This window comes from Candidatus Berkiella cookevillensis, from assembly GCF_001431315.2.
GTDB classification, from domain to species: Bacteria; Pseudomonadota; Gammaproteobacteria; order Berkiellales; family Berkiellaceae; genus Berkiella_A; species Berkiella_A cookevillensis.
Window position 1 is genome coordinate 1069437 of record NZ_LKHV02000001.1, and the last position, 22141, is coordinate 1091577.

Sequence of the window (22141 nt, forward strand, 5' to 3'; positions counted from 1 at the left end):
ATATTAATACCAAATGCCACCAGGGCATTGTGTTGATTCTATAATTCCACCACCTAAACAAATGTTACCATCATAAAATACGATGGATTGGCCGGGTGTAACAGCCCATTGATTTTCGCAAAAATAAATACGCGCTTTGCCTGACGCGTCAATTTCAACTTCACATTCTGCTTCTTGATGACGATAGCGTACTTTTGCTTTTGTTTTAAAATGTGTTGCAGGAGGTGTGCCTTTAATCCAAGTTAATTGTTGCGCTACTAATTCTTGGGTCAATAACCATGGATGTTCATGACCTTGAGCTGCAATCAGTACATTTTGTTTGAGATCTTTGGCTGCGACGTACCAAGGTTGCTCATTCGATTCTTTTAGACCACCAATTTTTAAGCCTTGGCGTTGGCCTAAGGTGTAATACATCAAGCCATCGTGTTTGCCAATAATTTTCCCTTCGGGTGTTTTGATGTCGCCTGGTTGAGCCGCTAAAAATTCTTTTAAAAATTCTTTGAATTTTCGTTCACCAATAAAGCAAATGCCAGTGCTGTCCTTTTTGCTATGTGTCGTTAATTTTAAATCTTTGGCAATGGCACGAACTTGGGGTTTTTCTAAGTGTCCCACTGGAAATAGGCTGTTGTTTAATTGATATTGATTGAGTGCATGCAAAAAGTAGCTTTGATCTTTATTCAGATCGTGACCTTTATACAAAACGGCAAAATCGTCTTCTTGAAAGCATTGCACATAATGGCCAGTAGCAATTTTATCTGCGCCAATTTTTTGTGCATATTCTAAAAAGGCTTTGAATTTAATTTCTTTATTGCAGAGGATATCTGGGTTAGGGGTACGTCCAGATTTATATTCATCTAAAAAGTAACTAAATACACGTTCCCAGTATTCTTGCGCAAAGTTAATGGTATGTAAGGGGATCTCAAGTATGTCGCATACCTGTTTAACGTCACGAAGATCATCTGCATAGCTACAGTATTCGCTATCATTGTCTTCGTCCCAATTTTTCATAAAGAGTGCTTCTACGTGGTAGCCTTGCTGTTTTAGCAGCCACGCAGTGACCGAAGAGTCTACGCCACCAGAAAGGCCTACAATTACGGTTTGTTCTTTTATGTTTGTTGATAAACTCACTTTGGGTACGCTTTATAACTTCTATTTAAGACGGCTACCTATTCTAACACAGCAAAATTTATTTTTCGTCTGAGTTGCTTTTCGTTACACTAATGCTCACTTCTGATAAAAATAGGGATAGATAATGACTTATCAAAAAATTGTTGTGCCCAAAGATGGCCAAAAAATTCAAATCAATTCAAATCAGACCTTAAATATTCCCAATAACCCCATTATTCCCTTTATAGAAGGAGATGGTACAGGCGTGGATATAACGCCGGTTATGAAGAAAGTTGTAGATGCTGCAGTGAGCAAAGTTTACAAGGGTGAAAGAAGTATTGCGTGGATGGAAATTTATGCGGGAGAGAAGGCCACGCAGGTCTATGGTGGTGATCAATGGCTGCCGGATGAAACCTTAAAGGCGATGGAAGAATTTCCAATTTCTATCAAAGGTCCTCTGACAACCCCTGTGAGTGGTGGAATTCGCTCTTTGAATGTAGCCATTCGCCAGAAATTAGACCTCTATGTGTGCTTACGTCCTGTGCGATACTTCGATGGCACACCTTCTCCTGTTAAAGAGCCTGAAAATACGGACATGGTTATTTTTAGAGAGAACTCGGAAGATATTTATGCAGGGATTGAATGGCTAGCAGATTCTGAAGGGGCAAAAACCTTAATTGCTTTTTTAAGAGATAAGTTGGATGTCACTAAAATTCGCTTCCCAGAGCATTGTGGTATTGGTATCAAGCCGGTTTCCAAGCAGGGCACACAGCGTTTGGTAAGACGTGCCATTCAGTATGCTATCGACAATAACAGAAGCTCCGTGACCTTGGTGCACAAAGGTAACATTATGAAGTTTACCGAAGGTGCGTTTAAAGATTGGGGTTATGAGGTCGCGTGTAATGAATTTGGTGCAAAGCCAATTGATGGTGGGCCATGGCAAAGTTTTGAGCATCCCAAGACCAAAGCGCAAATTGTTGTTAAAGATGTGATTGCAGACGCATTTTTACAGCAAATTCTATTAAGACCCAAAGATTACAGCGTGATAGCAACCTTGAATTTAAATGGGGACTATATCTCTGATGCTTTGGCTGCCCAAGTTGGGGGAATTGGTATTGCACCAGGGGCTAACATTGGTGACCATATTGCTGTTTTTGAAGCGACGCATGGTACTGCGCCTAAATATGCTGGGCAAGATAAAGTGAATCCAGGATCTTTAATCTTGTCCGCAGAAATGATGTTGCGTCACATGGGGTGGGTTGAAGCGGCAGATGCCATTATTAAGGGCATGAGCCAGGCTATTACTGCTAAAAAAGTAACCTATGATTTTGCGCGATTAATGCAAGGTGCGACAGAAGTAAGTTGCTCTCAATTCGGAGATTGCATTATTAAGCATATGTAATAGTAATAAATGAAGATGGGGGTGCAACAGCGCCCTCTCTTATCACTTTTCTTAAAGTATTTTGCCCTGTTTAAAGGGCTAAAGCTCACTCTAAATTAAGAGCGTTGAAAAGCATTTAACACACTCTTTCGGAGCCTTTAAAACGAGTAGGTAGGGGCTAAATGAAGGAGTGTGTTTTGATAAAAGTCGACTTTAGGCTTCTTCTCTTTCACGCTGGAAATGAGCTTGTTTCTCGCTTATTTGTGTGTCACTGGTTTCGTCTGCTCTTATATTGGTTGCATGCAAACCTTTAGGGCCTTCATTGACTTCAAATTGCACAGGCTGCCCAGCTTTTAGACTTTTATAGCCGTCCATGACAATAGATGAGAAATGTGCAAATACGTCATGACCGGTACCATCAGCACTGATGAATCCATAACCTTTTGCGCTGTTAAACCACTTTACTATCCCAGTCGCCATATCAAAGTCCTTTTAGTCAAATACGTTAATACAAAATACATCATAAATTATACGCAATAATTATTTCTGAAGATATAACTGTTGTACATAAACGCATATTCAGTCAAGCACTTCAAAACAACTTCAAATTGTTTGTCAGCTGTCCAAAAATACTTTTCTATGCGAGAATGGTCTTAAGATATTTTTTAAAACACAGGCGGGGATGCCAATTATTGGCTAACATCAGATTATGAGCAATGAAATTAGCCGGGTAAAATCACCAGCAGTCATTCAGCAAAAGGCTGCCGAGAAGCTAAAACTACCTAAACGGTTTAAAGTTTTATTGCTAAATGATGATTATACACCCATGGATTTTGTAATCATTGTTTTACAAAAATATTTTTTTAAGGAGTATTCCCAAGCAGTGAAGATAATGTTGGACGTACATCAGAAGGGCAGAGCCATTTGTGGTGTTTATACGCGAGACATTGCGGAGACAAAAGTAGCATTAGTAAATGATTTTGCAAAGCAACATGAGCATCCGTTACTTTGTAAAATGGAAGAAAGCGATATTAACTAAAACTTTAAAGATATAAGCTGGGAGGCAGAGATGTTGAGCAAAGAGCTTGAGATGACGCTCAACTTAGCATTCAAGGATGCCAGGGACAAGCGTCACGAATTTATGACAGTAGAGCATTTGTTGTTGGCTCTGATTGATAATTCAGCTGCCTCTTTAGTCTTGAGGTCATGTGGAGCAAATGTAGATCGGCTGCGTCGTGATCTACAAACCTTTGTGGATGAAACCACGCCCCTGATTCCAACAGGTGAAACGCATCGTGAGACTCAACCCACTTTAGGCTTTCAAAGGGTTTTACAACGCGCTGTTTTTCATGTTCAATCAGCAGGTAAGGAAGAAGTAACCGGAGCAAATGTTTTGGCTGCTATCTTCAGTGAACAAGAAAGTCAGGCAGTCTATTTCTTGAAGCAGGAAAATATTGCGCGCTTAGATGTTGTGAATTACATATCACATGGAATATCTAAAGTAGAAGAGACTAGGCAAATGGAAGAGCCAGACTTAGAACAACCCATTGATCACGAAACTGCTGCGGACTTACCCAATAAGAGCCCACTTGAAAGTTTTGCAGTCAACTTAAATCAAATGGCAAGATTAGGTAAAATAGATCCACTGATCGGCCGTGAAAGTGAGATTGAAAGAACCGTTCAGATCTTATGTCGTCGTAGGAAAAACAATCCTCTTTTTGTAGGTGAAGCTGGTGTTGGTAAGACAGCGATTGCTGAAGGTTTGGCTAAAGCAATTGTTGATAATAATGTCCCTCAAGCACTAAAGCATTGTACTGTTTATTCTTTAGATTTAGGTTCATTACTTGCGGGCACAAAGTATCGCGGTGATTTTGAAAAACGACTTAAAGCATTGTTGCAACATTTGAAACGTGATTCAGGTGCTGTGCTTTTTATTGATGAAATCCATACCATTATTGGGGCTGGTGCAGCATCGGGTGGTGTCATGGATGCATCAAATCTCATTAAACCCATGCTTGCTAATGGAGAGTTACGTTGTATTGGCTCCACAACCTATCAAGAATACCGTGGTATTTTTGAGAAAGATCATGCTTTAGCAAGACGTTTCCAAAAAATTGATGTAAAAGAGCCTTCTGTTGATGAGACCATTCGTATTTTGAAAGGGATTAAATCTCATTTTGAAACACATCATAATATTCGATATACCTATCCAGCGCTTAAAGCGGCCGCAGAGCTGTCTGCACGCTATATTCGCGATAGATTTTTACCGGATAAAGCCATTGATGTGGTAGATGAAGCAGGAGCATTCCAACGCATGCTGCCTGAGTCTCGACGTAAGAAGATTATTGGCGTGAAAGAAATCGAACAGATTGTCGCTAAAATGGCTCGCATTCCTTCTAAAACGGTTTCTTCTTCAGACAAAACGGTTTTAGAGGAATTAGGACGGGAACTCAAAGGCAAAGTATTTGGCCAGGATAAAGCCATTGAGGCTTTAACAGATGCAGTGAAAATGGCACGCTCTGGTTTGAGTGATCCAGAAAAGCCACAAGGTTGCTTCCTTTTTGCAGGTCCTACAGGTGTGGGTAAGACAGAGGTCTGCAAACAACTGGCACTGTCACTGGGTGTTGAATTGATTCGATTTGATATGTCTGAATATATGGAAAGCCATACGGTTTCTAGATTGATTGGTGCGCCTCCTGGATATGTTGGGTATGATACAGGTGGTTTATTAACAGAAGCGGTGACGAAGAACCCACATTCCGTTGTATTGTTGGATGAAATTGAAAAAGCACATCCTGATGTATTCAATTTGCTTCTACAAGTGATGGATCATGGTTCATTGACAGACACCAACGGTCGTAAAGCAGACTTCAGGCATGTTACTTTGATTATGACCACAAATGCGGGTGCGGAAGTAATGACGAGAGCCTCCATTGGGTTTGCAGATCAAGATCATTCTTCTGATGGTATGTCTGCAATCAATAGGATGTTTACACCGGAGTTTCGTAATCGATTAGATGCTGTTATTCAGTTTACATCTTTAGATCAAGAAGTTATTCATAAAGTTGTTGATAAGTTTATTTTGGAATTGAAAGATAGGCTTCTTGAGAAACAAGTTGATATTGACGTAGATGCTAAAGCCAGAGAATGGCTTGCTTTGAAAGGCTATGACAGAAAAATGGGCGCGCGCCCCATGGCTAGACTTATCAAAGAACGTTTGAAAAAGCCTCTCGCAGATGAGCTTCTCTTTGGGCGGCTTGTAATGGGAGGGCATGTATCTGTGACCGTTGAGCAAGATGATATTCGTCTCAAGGTTGAGGAGTTACAAGCACATCTATAAATTTTCCAGCTATTGATACGGATGCAGTTGAAAAAATCCCAAACATGAAAATGTCTGGGATTTTTTTTGTATCTACTCATTTTACATCACGCCAAGTTCGCCTGAATTTATTTAATTGCTATTTTTCTAAAAAGAACCGTTTATCTCTAAAGCAAAGGCTTCTGTCAATGGAGAGTTGAGGTATTTACTTGTGTGACTTAAAGTAATGCAACGAATTTATTTGTGGAAGCACTGGATAATGTTTGGAAATTTAATAACAAATGTTTTAACGCAAGTTGTAAACAATGCTTGGAACATTGCTGCGACAGTTAGTTTGTATAGAATGTACGAACATGCAAGAAATAACCAGTTAACATGGCGAAATACAATAAAAGGTATAATTGCAGCCATTGTGAATTTTGGTTTTTTTTATTGTAGCCCAACCATTGCGCGTAAAATTGCTGAATTGGGGTTTCCACTTATCTATGGTAATGAGCCTTCTTGGTCAGATATTATGTGGTCACCACTGGTTTCGGCAGAGTATTATCATAATGAAACACGCGTTATAGAATATGCGATCGAATATGGTCCTTTGGTGATATTGCCATTTGGACAAAAAATCTCTATTGAGATTGTTGATTTGTTCGAAAAAATCGGAATAAAAATGATGGATATCGGAATGGATATTGGGACCCATATGCTTGAAGATCATCCTAATATTACCTTTAGCCCACTAGCCATACTTTCAAATGCTGCACACAGTGTGGGTGATTATTTAAGCGCACCAACCGTTGGAAATAATGTTACTCAAAAACCTAGGTAAATCAAAACCTAGGTAAATCAATATGGCTTTGTTGCATAAATTATCATGCTCAAAAGCCTCTTTTAAATAAGCAGGCAGACGAAGTTAAGTAGGATTTATTACGCAATTAAGCAGCTAAAATACGTTTCTTTTTTCTCAATCTTTTTCTTTTTATGTTCAGGTTCATTGTAACTTGTTTCATTTTGTATTGTTTCAAATTTACGTTTTCTAACATTTTTATCTTGCTGCTTCTTTAGTTCTAATGCTGGAAGTAAAGTGGCATTGTTCGAATTATGTTGAATATCAATGGAGGTTTGTTTAATAGTATTTTTCAACGCTTGTGTTTGCCACATCTTTATTAGAAATTTAGGAATTAAGCTGGCCTTGTTCGAATTATTTTGAGCGTCCATGAAGTAGTTTTGTTCATTTTCTGAAACATTCCAAAATGTACACTTATATTCAGTGCTACCATCTGCTGCAGGAATTATTTTTGAATCATCAAACCAAAATTGGTGATCATTGCCTAAACGAACCTTTAAATCCGAGCGTCCGCAATACCCTGATTCACCTTTATCAACGTCTAATATATTTGAAAATGTGGTTAATTCGAATCTCTCAACAAAATTACCATTCATTTTAATATAAGGTATATTTCTAATGCTATGATAAAAATTACCAAAAGGCATATAACCATGCTTTAATGGATTATAATCAATTTCGTCTGTTCCAGCTTCACCCACTAATTGAGGTTTAACTTTAATATTATGCAAAAGATAATGGAATAAATCATATCTTGTTGAATTAAATACTAATATAGATAAGCTATTCATAGCGTACCGCCGAGTATCTGGATCTTTATAATTCAAAGCAGTTATGGCTCGATATAAATTTGCATTTATGATGTGTTTTATGGCGGTGATAGTTTCAGGCTTATTTAATACTTGAAAAAATTGATTTTCATGAACGGGGCCATTTAAGGCACCAATATTGTTTAATCTTTCCATTACTGAATCATTAAATAATTCGTCTTTGCTCATTCTGTCTTGATTTTTTCTCTTATCTCCAATTTCAAGATCTGAAAAAATGGCAGATTCATTTGAAAGATTTTCAATGCAATGTGCACAAATGATTAATTTAAGGAGATCAATAATAAAATAAAGAGGAAAATTGCTAGAAAATACATCTGGATTATTCTTTACCAAACTAATTTCTCTAATGTCTCTAAATTGTATATTGTTGAGCAGAATATTTTGCTCTGGGGGATTTAGTAATATGCCGGTTAATTTTTCAGTATTTTGGAGCGCCTCGAGGCTGGTAGAATGACTATCATACCAACAATTAACTTCTGCCTCAGGATTTGCTTTTTTCCATTTAATGGCGGGAGTTAAAATTTTATTAATAACGGCATCTTTGTCAGCATTTTGCAGTATATAGTGGGAATTGGTATCAAGCTTTGAATTGATCCACATAAGATTTATTGAATAATTAGTTGGTGTTTTTGTGATGAAATCAAGCATGATGCAATAATCAACGGCTATATTAAAACAGTCATCAACTTAACATTAAGTGCCCCTATTGTCTAGACCATGAGCTTAACGTTTTTAGTAGATTATTCTTTTTTAGCTGTAATTACACTTGTATCATGAGCTAATGCACATAAGCATAAGCACTCAATTGAAGAAGGAGAAAAAAAGCACATTTGAAGTGGCTACTCCAAATGTGCTTCTGATATTTTAGATCAGCGAATACATCTTTTTTTGGATGGCGTAGGTATTGTAGGCTGTATGGCTGCTTTGTTTTTTACCGTTGCAGTATTTCTTTGTTTAAACTGAACAAGGATGGGTTCATTCGTTTTACTTTGCTTTTGTTTTCTCTCTTGCAGGGTTCTTTCACATAGTGCTGCAATTTTTTCAGAAAGCATCCCTTTTGAATGAAGATATCGAGCATAGCTCCCGATTGTGCATGGTGTTTTTGAGTCTCTCTTTATAGCATCATTGACTATGGCAATTAAAGTATTTTTTCCAAGATCTGCTTTGCGTTTTAAAAGCATCTCTACAATCTCATATTGATTGTTAATATATTCCTCGTTTGCTTTTTTGTAGGGGAGATGTAAAGCAAGCATGATGGGCGTTAAGTCTTTTCTTATAGAAAAGTCTATATTTTCATAATGAGGGAGTAGGAGAGAAACCATTTCAGGGCGATTGCAACCAATGGCAAGCAATAATAATCGTTGGCTAAATTTTGGTGCTATCGTTTTATCATGATCAGATATTGAGGTCATTAACAGCGTTAGCATATCAGGTTTCAAGAAGAGTACAGCAAGTTCTAATGCGCTGAGATTACCCAAGGTATTACCCAAGGTGATTGATATTGTTGATAATTTATTTAGGTTCCCACCTCGAAGAACAAATGTTTTTATTTGTTTTTTTGTAAGCGTATTGTTTTTAATAGCATGAACAAATTCTGCTTCCATTTGGATGCTCTGTGGTGTAGGTGAATTCTTTTGCATCCATGCGGTGGGTATGGTAGCAGCTATGATTCCAACCATGATATATGGAATAGCAAAAGCAAGACTGTATATTGCGCAGAGTGGCAATATCAAAGCAGATGCGAACACAACCGTAGCAAAAAAAGAATATAAACGCGGTGCTTTTCTGAATTGTTGTTTTAAGCGATATTTCAGGCTGCGATGATAGGTTTTTTCAAGCGTTTCAAATTCTTCAATATGATTGGCTCTTTTTCCTGCATAATTTTTGAGCTGTATATCAAATTCAGCTTCAATTAAGCATTGTGCAAATTGTTGTCTCAAGGTTTTATCTTGAATGCGGCCTATGTAATGTATAATAGAGTTGCCTTGTTTGTCTTTGATGCATTGCTTGAGAAAATCATGATGTTGTATGAATGCTTTGAAAATATTAAGTTGTTGTGTTTGTATGGCTTTAATAACTGGGTTTTCTTGCGCCTCATTAAAGTTATACATATCATAATAATCACTGTTTTGATTGAGAAGGAAGCGAACAGCAGCTTCTTGTTTACAGAGTACAGCATATAATAATTTAGAAGTATGTACTTTTTTAGTTTGATCAAAAAAAAGATTATCTAGATGTGAGGCTTTGCCGATAGATTTTGAAGTAGATGTCTTAGCATTTTTGTGTAAAGTGTTGTAGAGCGATTTTAAAGTAGTGATGTTACCACGTTTAATCGCTGCAAAGATATTTTGAGTTGTAGGTTCTGATTTTTGAGGCATAAAAATTAACTTATAATTTAAAAAAAATGAGTTGGTAAAATATCTTTCTTGAGAGAGGAGTTCAATGATAAAAAATGATATAGCATATTGTGAAAAAATGTGTTATCCCAAATTTATGTGCCTTTTCTCTGTGTATATCGTGCATTGATTTTGAGATTTTTTGTTGTATATCCAATTTTGTATGCAGCATCATTGTTAATGAGAACATAAAAATCTTGCATGCGATATGTTAGATTGTTGGGGGGGGGCAATGGTGTACTTGCCAAGTAATAATCGATTAAGAAAAAAACACATTTGAAGTAGCTACTCCAAATGTGTTTTGGGGTTTTAGATTAGCGTGCGCATTTTCTTTTTGGTTGTATAGATGTTGTAGATTGTATAATTGGTTTATTTTTCATGTTCGCAGTACTTTTTTGTTTAAATTGAATGAGGATTGGTTTATTTGTTTTTGATTGCTTTTGTTTTGATATTTTTCTCTCTTGCATGGCTCTTTCATATAGATTCTCAATTTTTTTAGTAAATATTTTTTGTTCTTTATCATTGTAACAAACAAATTTCTTTATTTTTTCTTTTGTGAGCTTATTATTTTCAATGTCATGAATAAATTCTGCTTCCATTTGAATTCGCTGTGGTGTAGATGAGTTTTTCTTCATCCATGCGGTGGGTATGGCAACAGCTATGATTTCAATCATGATATATGAAATAGCGAAAGCAGGATTGTATATTGCATAGAGTGGCAACATCAAAGCAGATGCAAATGCAAAAAAATAATATGCTACTTCTCTGCATTGTTTTAAGAGATATTTCAGGCTGCGATGATAGGTTTTTTCAAGCATTTCAAATTCTTTAATGTGGTTTGCTCTTTTTCCTGAATAATTCTTGAGCTGTATATTAAATTCAGCTTCAATTAAGCATTGCGCAAATTGCTGACGCAAAGCTTTATTTTGAATGCGGCCTATGTAATGTATAATAGAGTTGCCTTGTTCATCTTTGATACTTTGTTTGAGAAAAGCACGATGTTGTGTGAATGCTTTGAAAATATTAAGTTGTTGTGTCTCTATGGCTTTAATGACTGGATTTTCCTGCGCCTCATTAAAGCTATACATATCATAATAATCACTGTTTTGATTGAGAAGGAAGCGAACAGCAGCTTCTTGTTTGCATAATACAGCATATAATAATTTGGAAATATGCGCTTTTCTAGTTGTATCAAAAAAAAGATTATCTAAATGTGAGGCTTTGCCGATAGGTTTTGAAGTAGATGTCTTAGCATTTTTGTGTAAAGTGTTGTAGAGCGATTTTAACGTAGCTATGTTGCCACTTTTAATAGCTGCAAAGATATTTTGAGTTGCTGATTTATTGGACATAAAAATTAACTTATAATTTAAAAAAAATGAGTTGGTAGGATACCTTTTGAGGGGGGGGCGTTCAATGTTAAAAAATGATATAGCATATTGTGAAAAAATATGTTAATTCGAATCTATTCTAATAAAATAAAGAGATTTTTTAGTGTTTAGAGAGGAGATATCGTGAATTGTCTTGGTTTTTTTGTTGTATATTCAAGCTTATATGCAGCATTATTGTTAGTGATAACATAAAAAAAATTTTGCATGTAATGGTTAAATTTTTTGGTAAAACAGTATTTGCCAAGTAATAATCTGTTTATAAAGCTAATTTTCGTGATCTGATTGTCTAGACCATGAACCTAGAAAAATTGAGGGAATCATTTTTCTCTTCTTTTATACAATAGTGTATTTGCAATTATTTATTGCTTTTCTTTGTACTATAGTTGGCGCGAGCTTCACTTTGATTTTTCTCTATAAATTCAAGAATTTGTTTATTGTCTAAAGAAATGCCGTTAATTTCTATACTGCCTATATTGCCTTTTTTGATTCCTTGTTGAAGCATATTTTTTAATATTTCTTCTGCAATCTCAGTATTTTCTGCAAAAATATCGTATTCAATATTGTCGTTAGAAACATTTTCTTGATAAATCTGAGCGCATTTTACAAGCTGTTCAATGCAGTTTTCAGCATTTGAGCTAAAAATCACTTCTGCTGCTTGGATATTTTCTATTTCTATAAAGGCATCTGGATTTTTTTTAGATTGAAGAGAGGTGATATTATCTTGATTAGCAATTTTCCATTCATTTGCTGAGAATGTACATGTTATTTTTTCTGTGAAAGCCTTGATTTTTTTGAAGTCCGTTGCTGTTAAGTTATTAGTTATTTTATCGGATAGTTTAGAGCGATATTTTTTCTGTGAAGAGTGAAATGAGGATTGAGGCAGTATTGTTTGAGCAGATGTGATGGGTGAAGGGCTTTTGGATTCTTTTATTTTTGCCTTAATGCCAAAACGAGATGCAGGTAATTGTTTGTAGCGAGGTAGTTCGGTTGCCAGCCTAGCCAGCATATTTTGCCCACGTGTAGAGAGTGGAATTTTATTATGTTGCTCTGCTTTTGCGTCTGTAATATACGTTTCGAAATGAACAATGCTTTTAAGCTTTTCTTCAAAAATAGCAGGTGTTATTCTTTGTTTTTTTCCAGCGTTTAAGTAATTAAATTCTCCAAAAATGATTAGCTTGCCATTCATTGCAGTTAAATAGCCTAAATCATTGGCTTGCTCAAGAAGCTTTAAAAAATCAATTTCTTGTTCTAATGCTTGTTTTTCTTTGTGATAAAGGGTTTTGTGCTCATCTAGATCTGTTGTTTTAGAGAGAGTATTTATTTGAATAATTTTATCTAATTTCTCAATAATAATTTTCCCTATTTCACGAGATAATACATGATGCTCGTCTGTCAGTTTTGCTGCACCTTTTCTACAGTTTTGTGCAAGCTTATTGAGAGAGGCTTGTCTATATTTGAGTCTCTCTATCATGAAATCTTCAATATTGCGGATAATTTTTTCTGGATCTTTTTTGGTAGTGCTTGCATCATTGCCGTATAACTCTTTTTTATTCATGCCCATTCGCTTTGCAAAAGCAATTAAAGCTTCATTTGACTGATTTGCATATATATTTTTTACAGTTATCAGTGATGTATGAATATTCTTTTTTATTGTATCGATATCTAAGCTTGCAATATCTTCACAGCCTGTAATAAAAGGGCCAGAAAAGTAAAAACCTTTTTTTTCAGCGGCTAAGTCCCAAAAATGATTAAAAGGATACCATTCAACGAATTTTCCGCCTTTAAAAGCGCGTTTTAAGCTGACATCCACCTTTTTTCCACCAAGTGGATCAAAAATATCAACAATTTCTTTATCAAAGTTAAAAAAGCTAAAACCATGATCAATTTTAGAGTACTTTACACCACCGTCTTTTTCAATACGGACAAAATTGCCCATATGAACATCGTGATCGCCATGCCAAAGTACATTTGCGATGATATATCCAAGAGAATTGTCAGCCATGGTTTGATCGTCTATGAGAATTTTTCTCATTAAGCTTTCGTCTTCATATCCAAAGGCTTTTTTGAGTGCATGTTGCACCCGGGCGAAGCGAGGCCTTTCTTTATAACCGGCTATTTTATAAGCATCTTGAACATTGCCTGCGCCTTGTTCATAGATGGAGGTGACATAAACATCTTGTGCAGAGGGAGATTTTGATAAATTGTCTCTCACTAAAATTGCTTTGGCAGCATGATTGGAGATAGTCAGTTGATATAGGTTACCGCCCACATATTCTGCAATTGTTTCGCCTAAACTATCGCCTTGTTTTATGAGCATCATGAGCGCGTTGTCAGAATCAGTCTTGCCTTTAAATGTATATACACCTGTGTGTATGCCACCCTGTTTAGCACCGCCTTCTTTGGCCTTATATTTTAATGGGCGCTTTAGGTATTCTGCATAATCATTGTCATAAGTCTGCCAAAGCTTTGGATCTAAAGGCTTTGTTTCTATTTTGGGTGTTGTCATGGTTATTTGGCAGCTAAAAAAGCTGCATGATTATTTTTAATTAGGGATATTAAAAATATATCAGATAACTAAATTTATGTGTGAAGCTTCTTTCACTTTTTGATGATAGAAAGGGGCTAAAAAGCTTTAGTTTATGAGCAGTCTTTATATTGTAATTACACGATATAAAACGAGTATTGAATAAAAAACAGCACCCATTCAAAAAAGAGTGGGTGAGTACTGTTATTTTATAACTTTGATTTTACAAGGAAGAAAATAGATTATTAATCGCTGCTATTGTCTCTATCTGCGCCGGTTTTATCTCTATTACGAAATATAATGCGACCCTTGGTTAAATCGTAAGGGGTAAGCTGAACGGTTACACGATCACCTGTAAGAATGCGTATATAGTTTTTACGCATTTTGCCAGATATATGAGCGGTAACAACATGCTTGTTATCTAGCTCAACTCTAAACATGGTATTAGGTAAGCTATCGATTACCGTACCTTCCATCTCAATTGAGTCTTCTTTTGCCATTCTGCCTCCAGATAATTTGAGGAGCCATTATATAGTTTGATTTCGTAATATGAAAGCACACGCAGTTAAGTTAAAAATGTTATTTGAATAACATTTTTTGATAAGGAAGCAAATCATTATCTAAAGCCCATTGTCCAGTAAGAGAGTGAGTATCTTCAGCAAGGTTATTTTGTACGAGTTTAAGGAAGTGGTCGCGTTCGATTTCAATCGCGCCTAAAGAAGCCAGGTGTTTAGATCCAACTTGGCAATCAATATAGCTAAATCCCCAACGCTTTAATTGCACAGCAAGGATAAGAAGTGCAACCTTAGAAAAATTGCTTTTTCGGTGAAACATGGATTCTCCGAAGAAATTTCTACCCAAGCAAACACCATAGAGACCACCGACTAAGGCTGAGCCTTGTGTAATTTCAATAGAATGTGCGAACCCCATTTTGTGCAGCTTTATATAGGCTTGTTTTAGTTCTGGTGTAATCCAAGTGCTGGGAAGATCCGGGTTTGTTGAAATCCGCTCTGCACAGGCACTGATGACATTTTCAAATTGAGTGTCTGCATGGTAAGAAAAATTTTGCTTAGATAGTATTTTCTTCAAACTGTGGCTGATAATCAGATCATCAATGCGCAAAATAGCGCGAGGATTGGGAGACCACCATAGGATCGGGGTCGTTGCATCGTACCAAGGGAAAATGCCTTGCTTATAAGCAGAAAGTAGCCGTTCTGGTGATAAATCTCCCCCCATTGCAAGCAAGCCGTTGGGTTCTGTATGCGCTGTGCTTGGATGAGGGAATAAATTTGAGTGTGCGTCTAAGATGACCAAAGACATGTCTAATTATTTTAGATCATCTAAATATTTTTCTGCATCTAAAGCTGCCATACATCCTGTGCCTGCAGAGGTAATCGCTTGTCTATAGACATGATCTGCAACATCGCCAGCAGCAAATACACCGGCTATATTTGTCGCTGTTGCATTTCCTTCTAAACCACCTTTGACGATGATATAGCCATTATGCATTTCTAGCTGTCCTTCGAATAACTGGGTATTGGGAATGTGTCCAATCGCAATAAACAGACCTGTGACTTCCAATTTTGTATGAGCATTGGTTTTAACATTTTTTATTTCAACGCCTGTCACACCTTTTTTGTCGCCGAGCACTTCGTGTATGGTGTGATCCCATTCTATTGTAATTTTACCAGATTTTACTTTTTCAAAGAGCTTATCTTGAAGCATTTTCTCAGCTTTTAAGCTATCACGACGATGAATCAGTGTAACGTGTGAAGCAATATTAGATAAGTACAGCGCTTCTTCAACAGCGGTGTTACCACCACCAACGACAGCAACAGCCTGGTTTCTATAAAAGAAACCATCGCAGGTTGCGCAGGCTGATACACCTTTACCCATAAAGGCTTGTTCAGAAGGGAGTCCTAGGTATTGGGCTGATGCGCCTGTGGTTATAATTAATGCATCCGCAGTATAGGTGTTATTACCATCTCCCTGAAGAACAAAAGGCTTTTGAGATAAGTCGACTTTCTGGATGTGATCAAAAATAATTTCCGTGTTAAAGCGTGCAGCGTGTGCTTCCATTCGTTCCATCAGTGCCGGGCCTTGTAATCCTTCAACATCACCTGGCCAGTTATCAACCTCTGTTGTTGTGGTAAGCTGACCACCTTTTTGAAGACCTGTAATTAAGACAGGTTTGAGATTCGCGCGAGCAGCATAAACAGCCGCCGTATATCCTGCAGGGCCAGAGCCTAGAATCAATAGCTTAGAATGCCGAGCTTGAGTCATTTTTGTTACCTATTTTTAGTAGTTTGAATTTATGTTAATCCATTGCTCATAAAGGAGTAAAGACGCGAACAATTCAAAGCTTTGATTATTCATGATTTGCTGTCAAAACTATTATGGCTGTCCTGTTTATTTTGGGTAATTAAAGTAACTACAAATAAAGGTGGCTGTCCTGAATTAATAAATTGTCATTTTGGCTTAGAAAGGGGAGGGGGGGGGCAGATACAAGAATTGAGGCGGTGAAGGTAAGTACATGATAAAATAAGTCAAAATTCGGCTTACCACTTAAGGGAAATGGTTTAAATGAGGCAGGCTACCAAGCGACATCAAACAAATACCTGGCGAGAGCAAATTAATCAGAGAGTACGCGAAGGGGCATTTATATTATTAAGCTCAGTAGCTATTTACTTATTCATTTCTCTTTTTACTTACAATGCAAATGATCCGGGGTGGTCACATACGGGGATGCAGTCAGAAGTTTTGAATCTTGCGGGTAGGACAGGGGCATTCTGCTCTGATATTTTGTTTTCCTTGTTTGGTTATATTGCCTATTTATTTCCTGTAGCCGTCTTATTGATGAGCATCTTTATTTATAAAACAAAGAATGAAGAGGATAAAGATAAAAGCCCAATTATTTGGTTTTTACGAGTGATAGGCTTGATTGTCACCTTGGTTTCAAGCTGTGGTTTAACCAGCATCCATGTCAATACAACATTGCAATTTTTACCGATGAGTTCGGGAGGAGTGATTGGCGCTTTAATGAAGCAGGGTATGGTTAGCTATTTGAATTTAACGGGCGCAACCATTATTTTATCAGCATTATTTTTAACAAGTGTTACCTTATTTACAGGGGTATCATGGGTGAAAATTGCTGATCTCATTGGTCGCTTTATGTTCATGGGCGCAAAAAAATTTCCCTTACAATTTACTGCTTTCAGTCGTAAATCAATAGCACAAGTACAAGAAATTAAACTGCCTGCACTGGTGAAAACAAAGCCAAGCAAAGCATCGAGCGCACCCTTAAAGAAAGAAAAAAGCACCGAACCTTCTTTTTCTGGGAAAAAATCGTCTATTCAAGATATTTTGAAGCCAATTTCAAAAGATGAAAAATCTTGGGAAGACGAGGAAATAAACTTGCCACCTTTAAAAGAAGGCAAAAAATTAAAGCAATCAGCATTAGACATCTTTAATCGAAAGAAAAAAGCGATTAATAAAAAAGTTAAGCCTGAATCCATTAAAGAGCCTACTCATAACAAAAACGTTGAATCAGACAGGGAGGATACGGCGTATGCACAAAGAAATGAAGCGCACTCCCATGATTTTGAAGGCGATCACATATTTCCATCACTTTCATTATTAGAAGCGCAGAGCGAAGCCCATGATACAGGTTTTAGTTCTGATCAGCTTGAACAACTGTCTTCTTTAGTGGAAACAAGGCTAAAAGAATTTGGTGTCGATGTTAAAGTGGTTGGGGTTTTACCTGGGCCTGTTGTCACCCGCTTCGAACTTGATCTGGCTGCTGGGGTTAAGGTAAGTAAAATTACTGGGCTTGCAAAGGATTTGGCACGCTCTTTATCTGTGGTGAGTGTTCGGGTTGTGGAAGTGATTCCGGGCAAATCAGTTGTTGGCTTGGAAATCCCGAATGTTGAAAGAGAGGTTGTGCGCTTAAAAGAAGTATTGGCAGATCCTAGCTATCAGCAGTCAAAATCTCCGGTAACAATTGGTTTAGGTAAAGATATATCTGGGCGTCCTGTCGTGACAGATTTGGCCAAAATGCCGCATTTACTTGTGGCAGGAACCACGGGTTCTGGTAAATCTGTGGGCTTAAATGCTATGTTATTGAGCATTCTCTATAAGGCAAGTCCAAAAGATGTGCGCATGATCTTAATTGATCCTAAAATGCTTGAACTTGCTGTTTATGACAACATTCCTCATCTCTTAACGCCTGTTATTACTGATGTAAAAGATGCGGCCAATGCGCTGCGTTGGTGTGTTGCAGAAATGGAACATCGCTACCAATTAATGGCGGCATTGGGCGTACGAAATATCACTGGCTATAACGAACGTATCCGTCGCGCCCAAGCACAGAAGAAACCCATTTTGAATCCTTTATGGCATCCAAGTCATAGTGAAAAACCAGAGGCATTAGAGCCACTGCCATACATTGTTATTTTGATTGATGAATTTGCTGATATGATGATGGTGGTGGGTAAGAAAGTTGAAGAATACATTGCTCGACTTGCTCAAAAAGCGCGCGCAGCAGGCGTGCATTTAATTTTAGCAACCCAACGCCCTTCGGTTGATGTGATTACAGGTTTGATTAAAGCAAATATTCCAACGCGGATTGCCTTCCAAGTATCATCGCGTATTGATTCACGTACTATTTTGGATCAATCAGGCGCTGAGCAGTTGCTTGGTCATGGCGATATGTTATTTTTACCGCCTGGTGTAGGTATTTGTCAGCGTATTCATGGTGCTTTTGTTGGGGATGATGAGGTACATAAAGTTACTGATGAGCTTAGAAAATCTGGTAAACCAGATTACATTGAGTCCGTTGTTAAAAGCGCTTTTAATTCAGGTGATTCACCAAATGGCAGTGAGCCTTATGATGAGTTATATGACCAAGCAGTAGCAATTGTGACAGAAACACGACGAGCTTCAATATCTCTCGTCCAAAGAAAGCTCAAAATAGGCTATAATCGCGCAGCGAGGTTAATAGAACAAATGGAAACCGATGGTGTTGTGAGTGAATTGCAATCTAACGGTACTCGTGAAGTATTAGCTCCCCCTGTTTCTGAGTAGAGGATCTTATTTATGTTAAGGTTAGTGACTTCTTTTATATTACTAACGTCAGTGAGCATTGCTTATGCAATACCTGCAGATCAAAAATTTGTAAAGCTTGTTGAAAATATTAAAAGTTTTGAAGCATCTTTCACCCAAAATATCAGTGATGATAAAGGTGACTCTATTTCAAGCATGAAGGGCGATATTAAGGTGTTGCGTCCTGGTAAATTCTATTGGAAGAGTAACCCGCCTGATGCCATCATTGTTGTTGCAGATGGCAGCTTTTTATGGACTTATGATATTGAGCTTGAACAAGTCACCAAACAAGAGCTTGCAAAGGCGCTTTCTTCCAGTCCTGCGGCAGTTTTAATAGGTTCAACGCATCAATTATTGACTGATTTTAAAGTTTCAGAATTGCAAACAGGCGAATGTCAGTCAAGTCAAAAATCCTGCTTTGCTTTAACACCTATAAAAGCAGATGAAACATTCCAGGATATTCAACTTACCTTTAACAACAATCAGCTTGTAGAAGTGAAAATGAATGATCCACTTGGGCAGCATATTCATACGCAATTTACGAAAATTACAGTCAATGGTCATGTAAAAGAAAATTTATTTAAATTTTCTCCACCTGCAGGTGTTGATGTGATTAAACCGAGCACCTAGCCCATGTCACAGCCTTTAGCAGACAGATTGCGCCCTACTTGCCTTGAAGAGTTTGTGGGGCAACAGCACTTAATTGGGATAGGAAAACCTTTGCGTAGTGTATTAGCTGCCCAGAAATTGCATTCTATGCTTTTGTGGGGACCACCTGGTGTAGGCAAAACAACACTTGCAAGAATGATAGCGCATCATTCCGATAGAAAGCTGATGACTTTTTCTGCTGTTTTGTCTGGCATTAAGGAAGTAAAAGATGCCATTCAAAAAATTGATACAAAAATGGATGGAGAGAATCATAAAGCGCCCATATTGTTCATTGATGAAATTCACCGCTTTAATAAAGCACAGCAAGATGCACTCTTACCCTTTGTAGAGCAGGGGACGGTTACGCTGATTGGTGCAACCACGGAAAATCCTTCTTTCGAAGTGAATAATGCATTATTGTCACGTTGTAGAATTTATGTTTTACAATCTTTGCTTGCCACGGATCTATCACAATTGGTGCAACGAGCATTAACAGATCCACGTACTGGGTTAGGTGACATTAAGCTAAGCATAGAGCCAGCTGCAGAAGAGCGATTGATTATGGCTGCAGACGGTGATGCGAGGAGTTTGCTCAATATCTTAGAAATCACTATTAATAAAGCATTGGAGATGGGGGCGTTATGTATCAGTGAGGCTTTGCTCATTGAGATCATTAGCCAAGATTATCGTCGCTTTGATAAAAGAGGTGATTTATTTTATGAACAGATTTCAGCATTGCATAAATCAGTAAGAGGTTCATCACCGGATGGTGCTTTATATTGGCTTGGTAGAATGTTAGATGGTGGTTGTGATCCCTTATATGTGGCAAGAAGAATTATTCGTATGGCTTCAGAAGATATTGGAAATGCAGATCCGCGTGGGTTGACGATTGCCTTGGATGCTTATAAAGCATTTGATACTTTAGGCAGTCCTGAAGGAGAGCTTGCTTTGGCACAAGCTGTTGTTTATCTGGCTGTTGCTCCCAAAAGCAATGCTGTGTGTCTTGGTTTTAATCAAGTTATGCAAGATATTCAAGCGAAGCCTTCTTTAGCCGTTCCAATGCATCTTAGAAATGCGCCTACAAAGATGATGAAAAAACTGGATTATGGCAAGGGATATCGTTATGACCACGATCAAATAGGTGGTGTATCTAAGGGGCAATCATACTTACCAGATGAGCTTAAAGAAAAAGTATATTATCGACCCACACAAAATGGTTTAGAGATAAAAATATCTGACAAATTAAAGCGCTTGAAAGAGGATGCTGTGCATCCCATAAAAAAGAAAGAGGAAGAAGCATGATAGATCCTAAAGTGTTACGTCAAGACATTGAAAGAGTTAAGGCAACCGTAAAAAATAGAAAAATGACTTTTGATTTTGATCAATTAATACAGATTGAAGAAAAAAGAAAATCAATACAAGTTTCTACACAGCATTTACAAAATCAAAGAAATGAACTATCTAAATCAATAGGGCAACGTAAAGCCAAAGGTGAAGACACACAAGCATTGTTTGCCGAAGTAAATCAATTGAAAGAGTCGCTTGAAAAAGCAGAAATAGAATTAAATGAGCTACTGGAAAAGCAAACAAATTTACAGCTTATGTTACCCAATTTGTTGCATGATTCTGTCCCTGTTGGCAAAGATGAAAATGATAATATTGAAGTAAGACGTTGGGGCACCGTTCCTAGTTTTTCTTTTACACCTAAAGACCATGTCGATTTAACTGAGAAATCAGCTCAAATTGATTTTAATGCTGCAGCAAAAATGTCTGGTTCTCGTTTTGTGGTGATGAGAGGTCAAATAGCAAGATTACATCGTGCCCTCATTCAATTTATGCTTGATATTCATACCCAAGAGTTTGGCTATCAAGAAACTTACGTGCCCTTTTTAGTAGAAGCCAATGCATTGTGGGGGGCAGGGCAATTGCCGAAGTTTGCTGAAGACTTATTTCATATCAAAGGTGAAAGAACTTTATCATTGATTCCAACAGCTGAGGTGCCACTTACAAATTTGGTACGAGACACCATTTTAGAAAAGAGTGATTTACCTTTAAAATTTGTTTGCCATAGTCCTTGTTTTAGAAGTGAAGCAGGGTCTTATGGTAAAGATACCAAAGGTATGATCCGTCAACACCAGTTTGAAAAAGTTGAGTTGGTACAAGTGGTCGAGCCTGAGAAATCCTATGAAGCACTTGAAACGCTCACAAAGAATGCAGAAACTATTTTGCAGCGTTTAGAATTGCCTTATCGTGTGATGGCGCTTTGTAGTGGAGATGTTGGATTTTGTGCAGCAAAAACTTATGATATTGAAGTTTGGTTGCCTTCTCAGAACAAATACCGTGAAATTTCATCTTGCTCAAATACGGAAAACTTTCAATCACGGCGTTTGCAAGCTCGTTATCGTAAAGAAGCCAATGCTAAGCCAGAATATGTCCATCTATTAAATGGATCTGGACTTGCTGTTGGTAGAACATTGATTGCAGTTATTGAAAACTATCAAGACGAAGATGGTAATGTTCGTATTCCAAAAGCACTACAAGGGTATATGGGCGGTGTGGAAAAAATTAGCTTGTAAGTAGAGCAAGAGAATAGAAAGGGATTTGCGC

17 protein-coding genes are annotated in these 22141 nt (G+C 37.4%); 8 read left to right on the forward strand and 9 right to left on the reverse strand.

The genetic code is table 11. The annotated features are described in order from the left end of the window. Window positions 1-3 precede the first annotated feature (3 nt). Window positions 4-1128 (reverse strand): tRNA 2-thiouridine(34) synthase MnmA, encoded by a 1125-nt coding sequence (mnmA, locus tag CC99x_RS04665; protein WP_320416224.1) that lies wholly within the window; start codon window positions 1126-1128, stop codon window positions 4-6. 124 nt (window positions 1129-1252) lie between these two features. On the opposite strand from mnmA, the gene icd reads away from it, so the two are divergent. Continuing rightward, complete coding sequence (gene icd / locus CC99x_RS04670) at window positions 1253-2509, forward strand: NADP-dependent isocitrate dehydrogenase (protein WP_057623187.1); 1257 nt, start codon at window positions 1253-1255, stop codon at window positions 2507-2509. Between the two features lie 192 nt (window positions 2510-2701). Here the strand turns inward: icd and cspD are convergent, their stop codons facing one another. Next, entirely contained in the window at window positions 2702-2968 is a 267-nt protein-coding gene (cspD, locus tag CC99x_RS04675; RefSeq protein ID WP_057623184.1) for a cold shock domain-containing protein CspD, read from the reverse strand. A gap of 229 nt (window positions 2969-3197) precedes the next feature. On the opposite strand from cspD, the gene clpS reads away from it, so the two are divergent. From clpS to CC99x_RS04690, 3 genes are all read left to right on the forward strand, one after another. Next, window positions 3198-3527 (forward strand): ATP-dependent Clp protease adapter ClpS, encoded by a 330-nt coding sequence (gene clpS / locus CC99x_RS04680; RefSeq protein WP_057623182.1) that lies wholly within the window; start codon window positions 3198-3200, stop codon window positions 3525-3527. A gap of 30 nt (window positions 3528-3557) precedes the next feature. Next, on the forward strand, window positions 3558-5828 hold the full coding sequence (gene clpA, locus CC99x_RS04685) for an ATP-dependent Clp protease ATP-binding subunit ClpA (protein WP_057623180.1): 2271 nt from the start codon (window positions 3558-3560) through the stop codon (window positions 5826-5828). A gap of 238 nt (window positions 5829-6066) precedes the next feature. After that, a complete protein-coding gene (locus CC99x_RS04690; protein ID WP_057623177.1) occupies window positions 6067-6630 on the forward strand; it encodes a hypothetical protein in 564 nt (187 codons plus the stop codon). A gap of 98 nt (window positions 6631-6728) precedes the next feature. On the opposite strand, the gene CC99x_RS04695 is transcribed toward CC99x_RS04690, so the two are convergent. From CC99x_RS04695 to trxB, 7 genes are all read right to left on the reverse strand, one after another. Next, window positions 6729-8126 carry a hypothetical protein gene (locus CC99x_RS04695; protein WP_057623175.1) on the reverse strand — a complete coding sequence of 466 codons (1398 nt, stop codon included), beginning with the start codon at window positions 8124-8126 and terminating at the stop codon, window positions 6729-6731. 221 nt (window positions 8127-8347) lie between these two features. Beyond that, on the reverse strand, window positions 8348-9856 hold the full coding sequence (locus tag CC99x_RS04700) for an ankyrin repeat domain-containing protein (protein ID WP_057623173.1): 1509 nt from the start codon (window positions 9854-9856) through the stop codon (window positions 8348-8350). A gap of 332 nt (window positions 9857-10188) precedes the next feature. Further along, window positions 10189-11223 (reverse strand): ankyrin repeat domain-containing protein, encoded by a 1035-nt coding sequence (locus tag CC99x_RS04705; protein WP_057623170.1) that lies wholly within the window; start codon window positions 11221-11223, stop codon window positions 10189-10191. A gap of 394 nt (window positions 11224-11617) precedes the next feature. After that, entirely contained in the window at window positions 11618-13768 is a 2151-nt protein-coding gene (locus CC99x_RS04710; protein WP_057623168.1) for a hypothetical protein, read from the reverse strand. 263 nt (window positions 13769-14031) lie between these two features. Further along, on the reverse strand, window positions 14032-14286 hold the full coding sequence (gene infA, locus CC99x_RS04715) for a translation initiation factor IF-1 (RefSeq protein ID WP_057623167.1): 255 nt from the start codon (window positions 14284-14286) through the stop codon (window positions 14032-14034). Between the two features lie 79 nt (window positions 14287-14365). Next, on the reverse strand, window positions 14366-15106 hold the full coding sequence (gene aat / locus CC99x_RS04720; protein ID WP_057623166.1) for a leucyl/phenylalanyl-tRNA--protein transferase: 741 nt from the start codon (window positions 15104-15106) through the stop codon (window positions 14366-14368). Between the two features lie 6 nt (window positions 15107-15112). Further along, window positions 15113-16069, reverse strand: coding sequence for a thioredoxin-disulfide reductase (trxB, locus tag CC99x_RS04725; RefSeq protein WP_057623165.1), 957 nt, complete (start codon window positions 16067-16069; stop codon window positions 15113-15115). A 300-nt stretch (window positions 16070-16369) separates the two neighbouring features. Here trxB and CC99x_RS04730 point away from each other — a divergent pair, with 300 nt between their 5' ends. The 4 genes from CC99x_RS04730 to serS are packed head-to-tail and all read left to right on the forward strand — an operon-like array spanning window position 16370 to window position 22110. Next, window positions 16370-18868 carry a DNA translocase FtsK gene (locus tag CC99x_RS04730; RefSeq protein WP_057623164.1) on the forward strand — a complete coding sequence of 833 codons (2499 nt, stop codon included), beginning with the start codon at window positions 16370-16372 and terminating at the stop codon, window positions 18866-18868. A gap of 12 nt (window positions 18869-18880) precedes the next feature. Continuing rightward, complete coding sequence (lolA, locus tag CC99x_RS04735; protein WP_057623163.1) at window positions 18881-19516, forward strand: outer membrane lipoprotein periplasmic chaperone LolA; 636 nt, start codon at window positions 18881-18883, stop codon at window positions 19514-19516. A gap of 3 nt (window positions 19517-19519) precedes the next feature. Continuing rightward, a complete protein-coding gene (locus CC99x_RS04740; protein WP_057623162.1) occupies window positions 19520-20836 on the forward strand; it encodes a replication-associated recombination protein A in 1317 nt (438 codons plus the stop codon). Next, window positions 20833-22110, forward strand: a complete 1278-nt coding sequence (gene serS / locus CC99x_RS04745; RefSeq protein ID WP_057623160.1) for a serine--tRNA ligase — start codon at window positions 20833-20835, stop codon at window positions 22108-22110. The genes CC99x_RS04740 and serS overlap by 4 nt, the downstream gene beginning before the upstream one ends. Window positions 22111-22141 lie beyond the last annotated feature (31 nt).

Coding starts and splice junctions, on each gene's coding strand:
- cspD (WP_057623184.1), bottom strand. CDS start 2,968: ATGGCGACTGGGATAGTAAAGTGGTTTAACAGCGCAAAAGGTTATGGA.
- CC99x_RS04695 (WP_057623175.1), bottom strand. CDS start 8,126: ATGCTTGATTTCATCACAAAAACACCAACTAATTATTCAATAAATCTT.
- clpS (WP_057623182.1), top strand. CDS start 3,198: ATGAGCAATGAAATTAGCCGGGTAAAATCACCAGCAGTCATTCAGCAA.
- icd (WP_057623187.1), top strand. CDS start 1,253: ATGACTTATCAAAAAATTGTTGTGCCCAAAGATGGCCAAAAAATTCAA.
- infA (WP_057623167.1), bottom strand. CDS start 14,286: ATGGCAAAAGAAGACTCAATTGAGATGGAAGGTACGGTAATCGATAGC.
- aat (WP_057623166.1), bottom strand. CDS start 15,106: ATGTCTTTGGTCATCTTAGACGCACACTCAAATTTATTCCCTCATCCA.
- CC99x_RS04705 (WP_057623170.1), bottom strand. CDS start 11,223: ATGTCCAATAAATCAGCAACTCAAAATATCTTTGCAGCTATTAAAAGT.
- clpA (WP_057623180.1), top strand. CDS start 3,558: ATGTTGAGCAAAGAGCTTGAGATGACGCTCAACTTAGCATTCAAGGAT.
- trxB (WP_057623165.1), bottom strand. CDS start 16,069: ATGACTCAAGCTCGGCATTCTAAGCTATTGATTCTAGGCTCTGGCCCT.
- serS (WP_057623160.1), top strand. CDS start 20,833: ATGATAGATCCTAAAGTGTTACGTCAAGACATTGAAAGAGTTAAGGCA.
- CC99x_RS04700 (WP_057623173.1), bottom strand. CDS start 9,856: ATGCCTCAAAAATCAGAACCTACAACTCAAAATATCTTTGCAGCGATT.
- CC99x_RS04690 (WP_057623177.1), top strand. CDS start 6,067: ATGTTTGGAAATTTAATAACAAATGTTTTAACGCAAGTTGTAAACAAT.
- lolA (WP_057623163.1), top strand. CDS start 18,881: ATGTTAAGGTTAGTGACTTCTTTTATATTACTAACGTCAGTGAGCATT.
- CC99x_RS04740 (WP_057623162.1), top strand. CDS start 19,520: ATGTCACAGCCTTTAGCAGACAGATTGCGCCCTACTTGCCTTGAAGAG.
- CC99x_RS04730 (WP_057623164.1), top strand. CDS start 16,370: ATGAGGCAGGCTACCAAGCGACATCAAACAAATACCTGGCGAGAGCAA.
- CC99x_RS04710 (WP_057623168.1), bottom strand. CDS start 13,768: ATGACAACACCCAAAATAGAAACAAAGCCTTTAGATCCAAAGCTTTGG.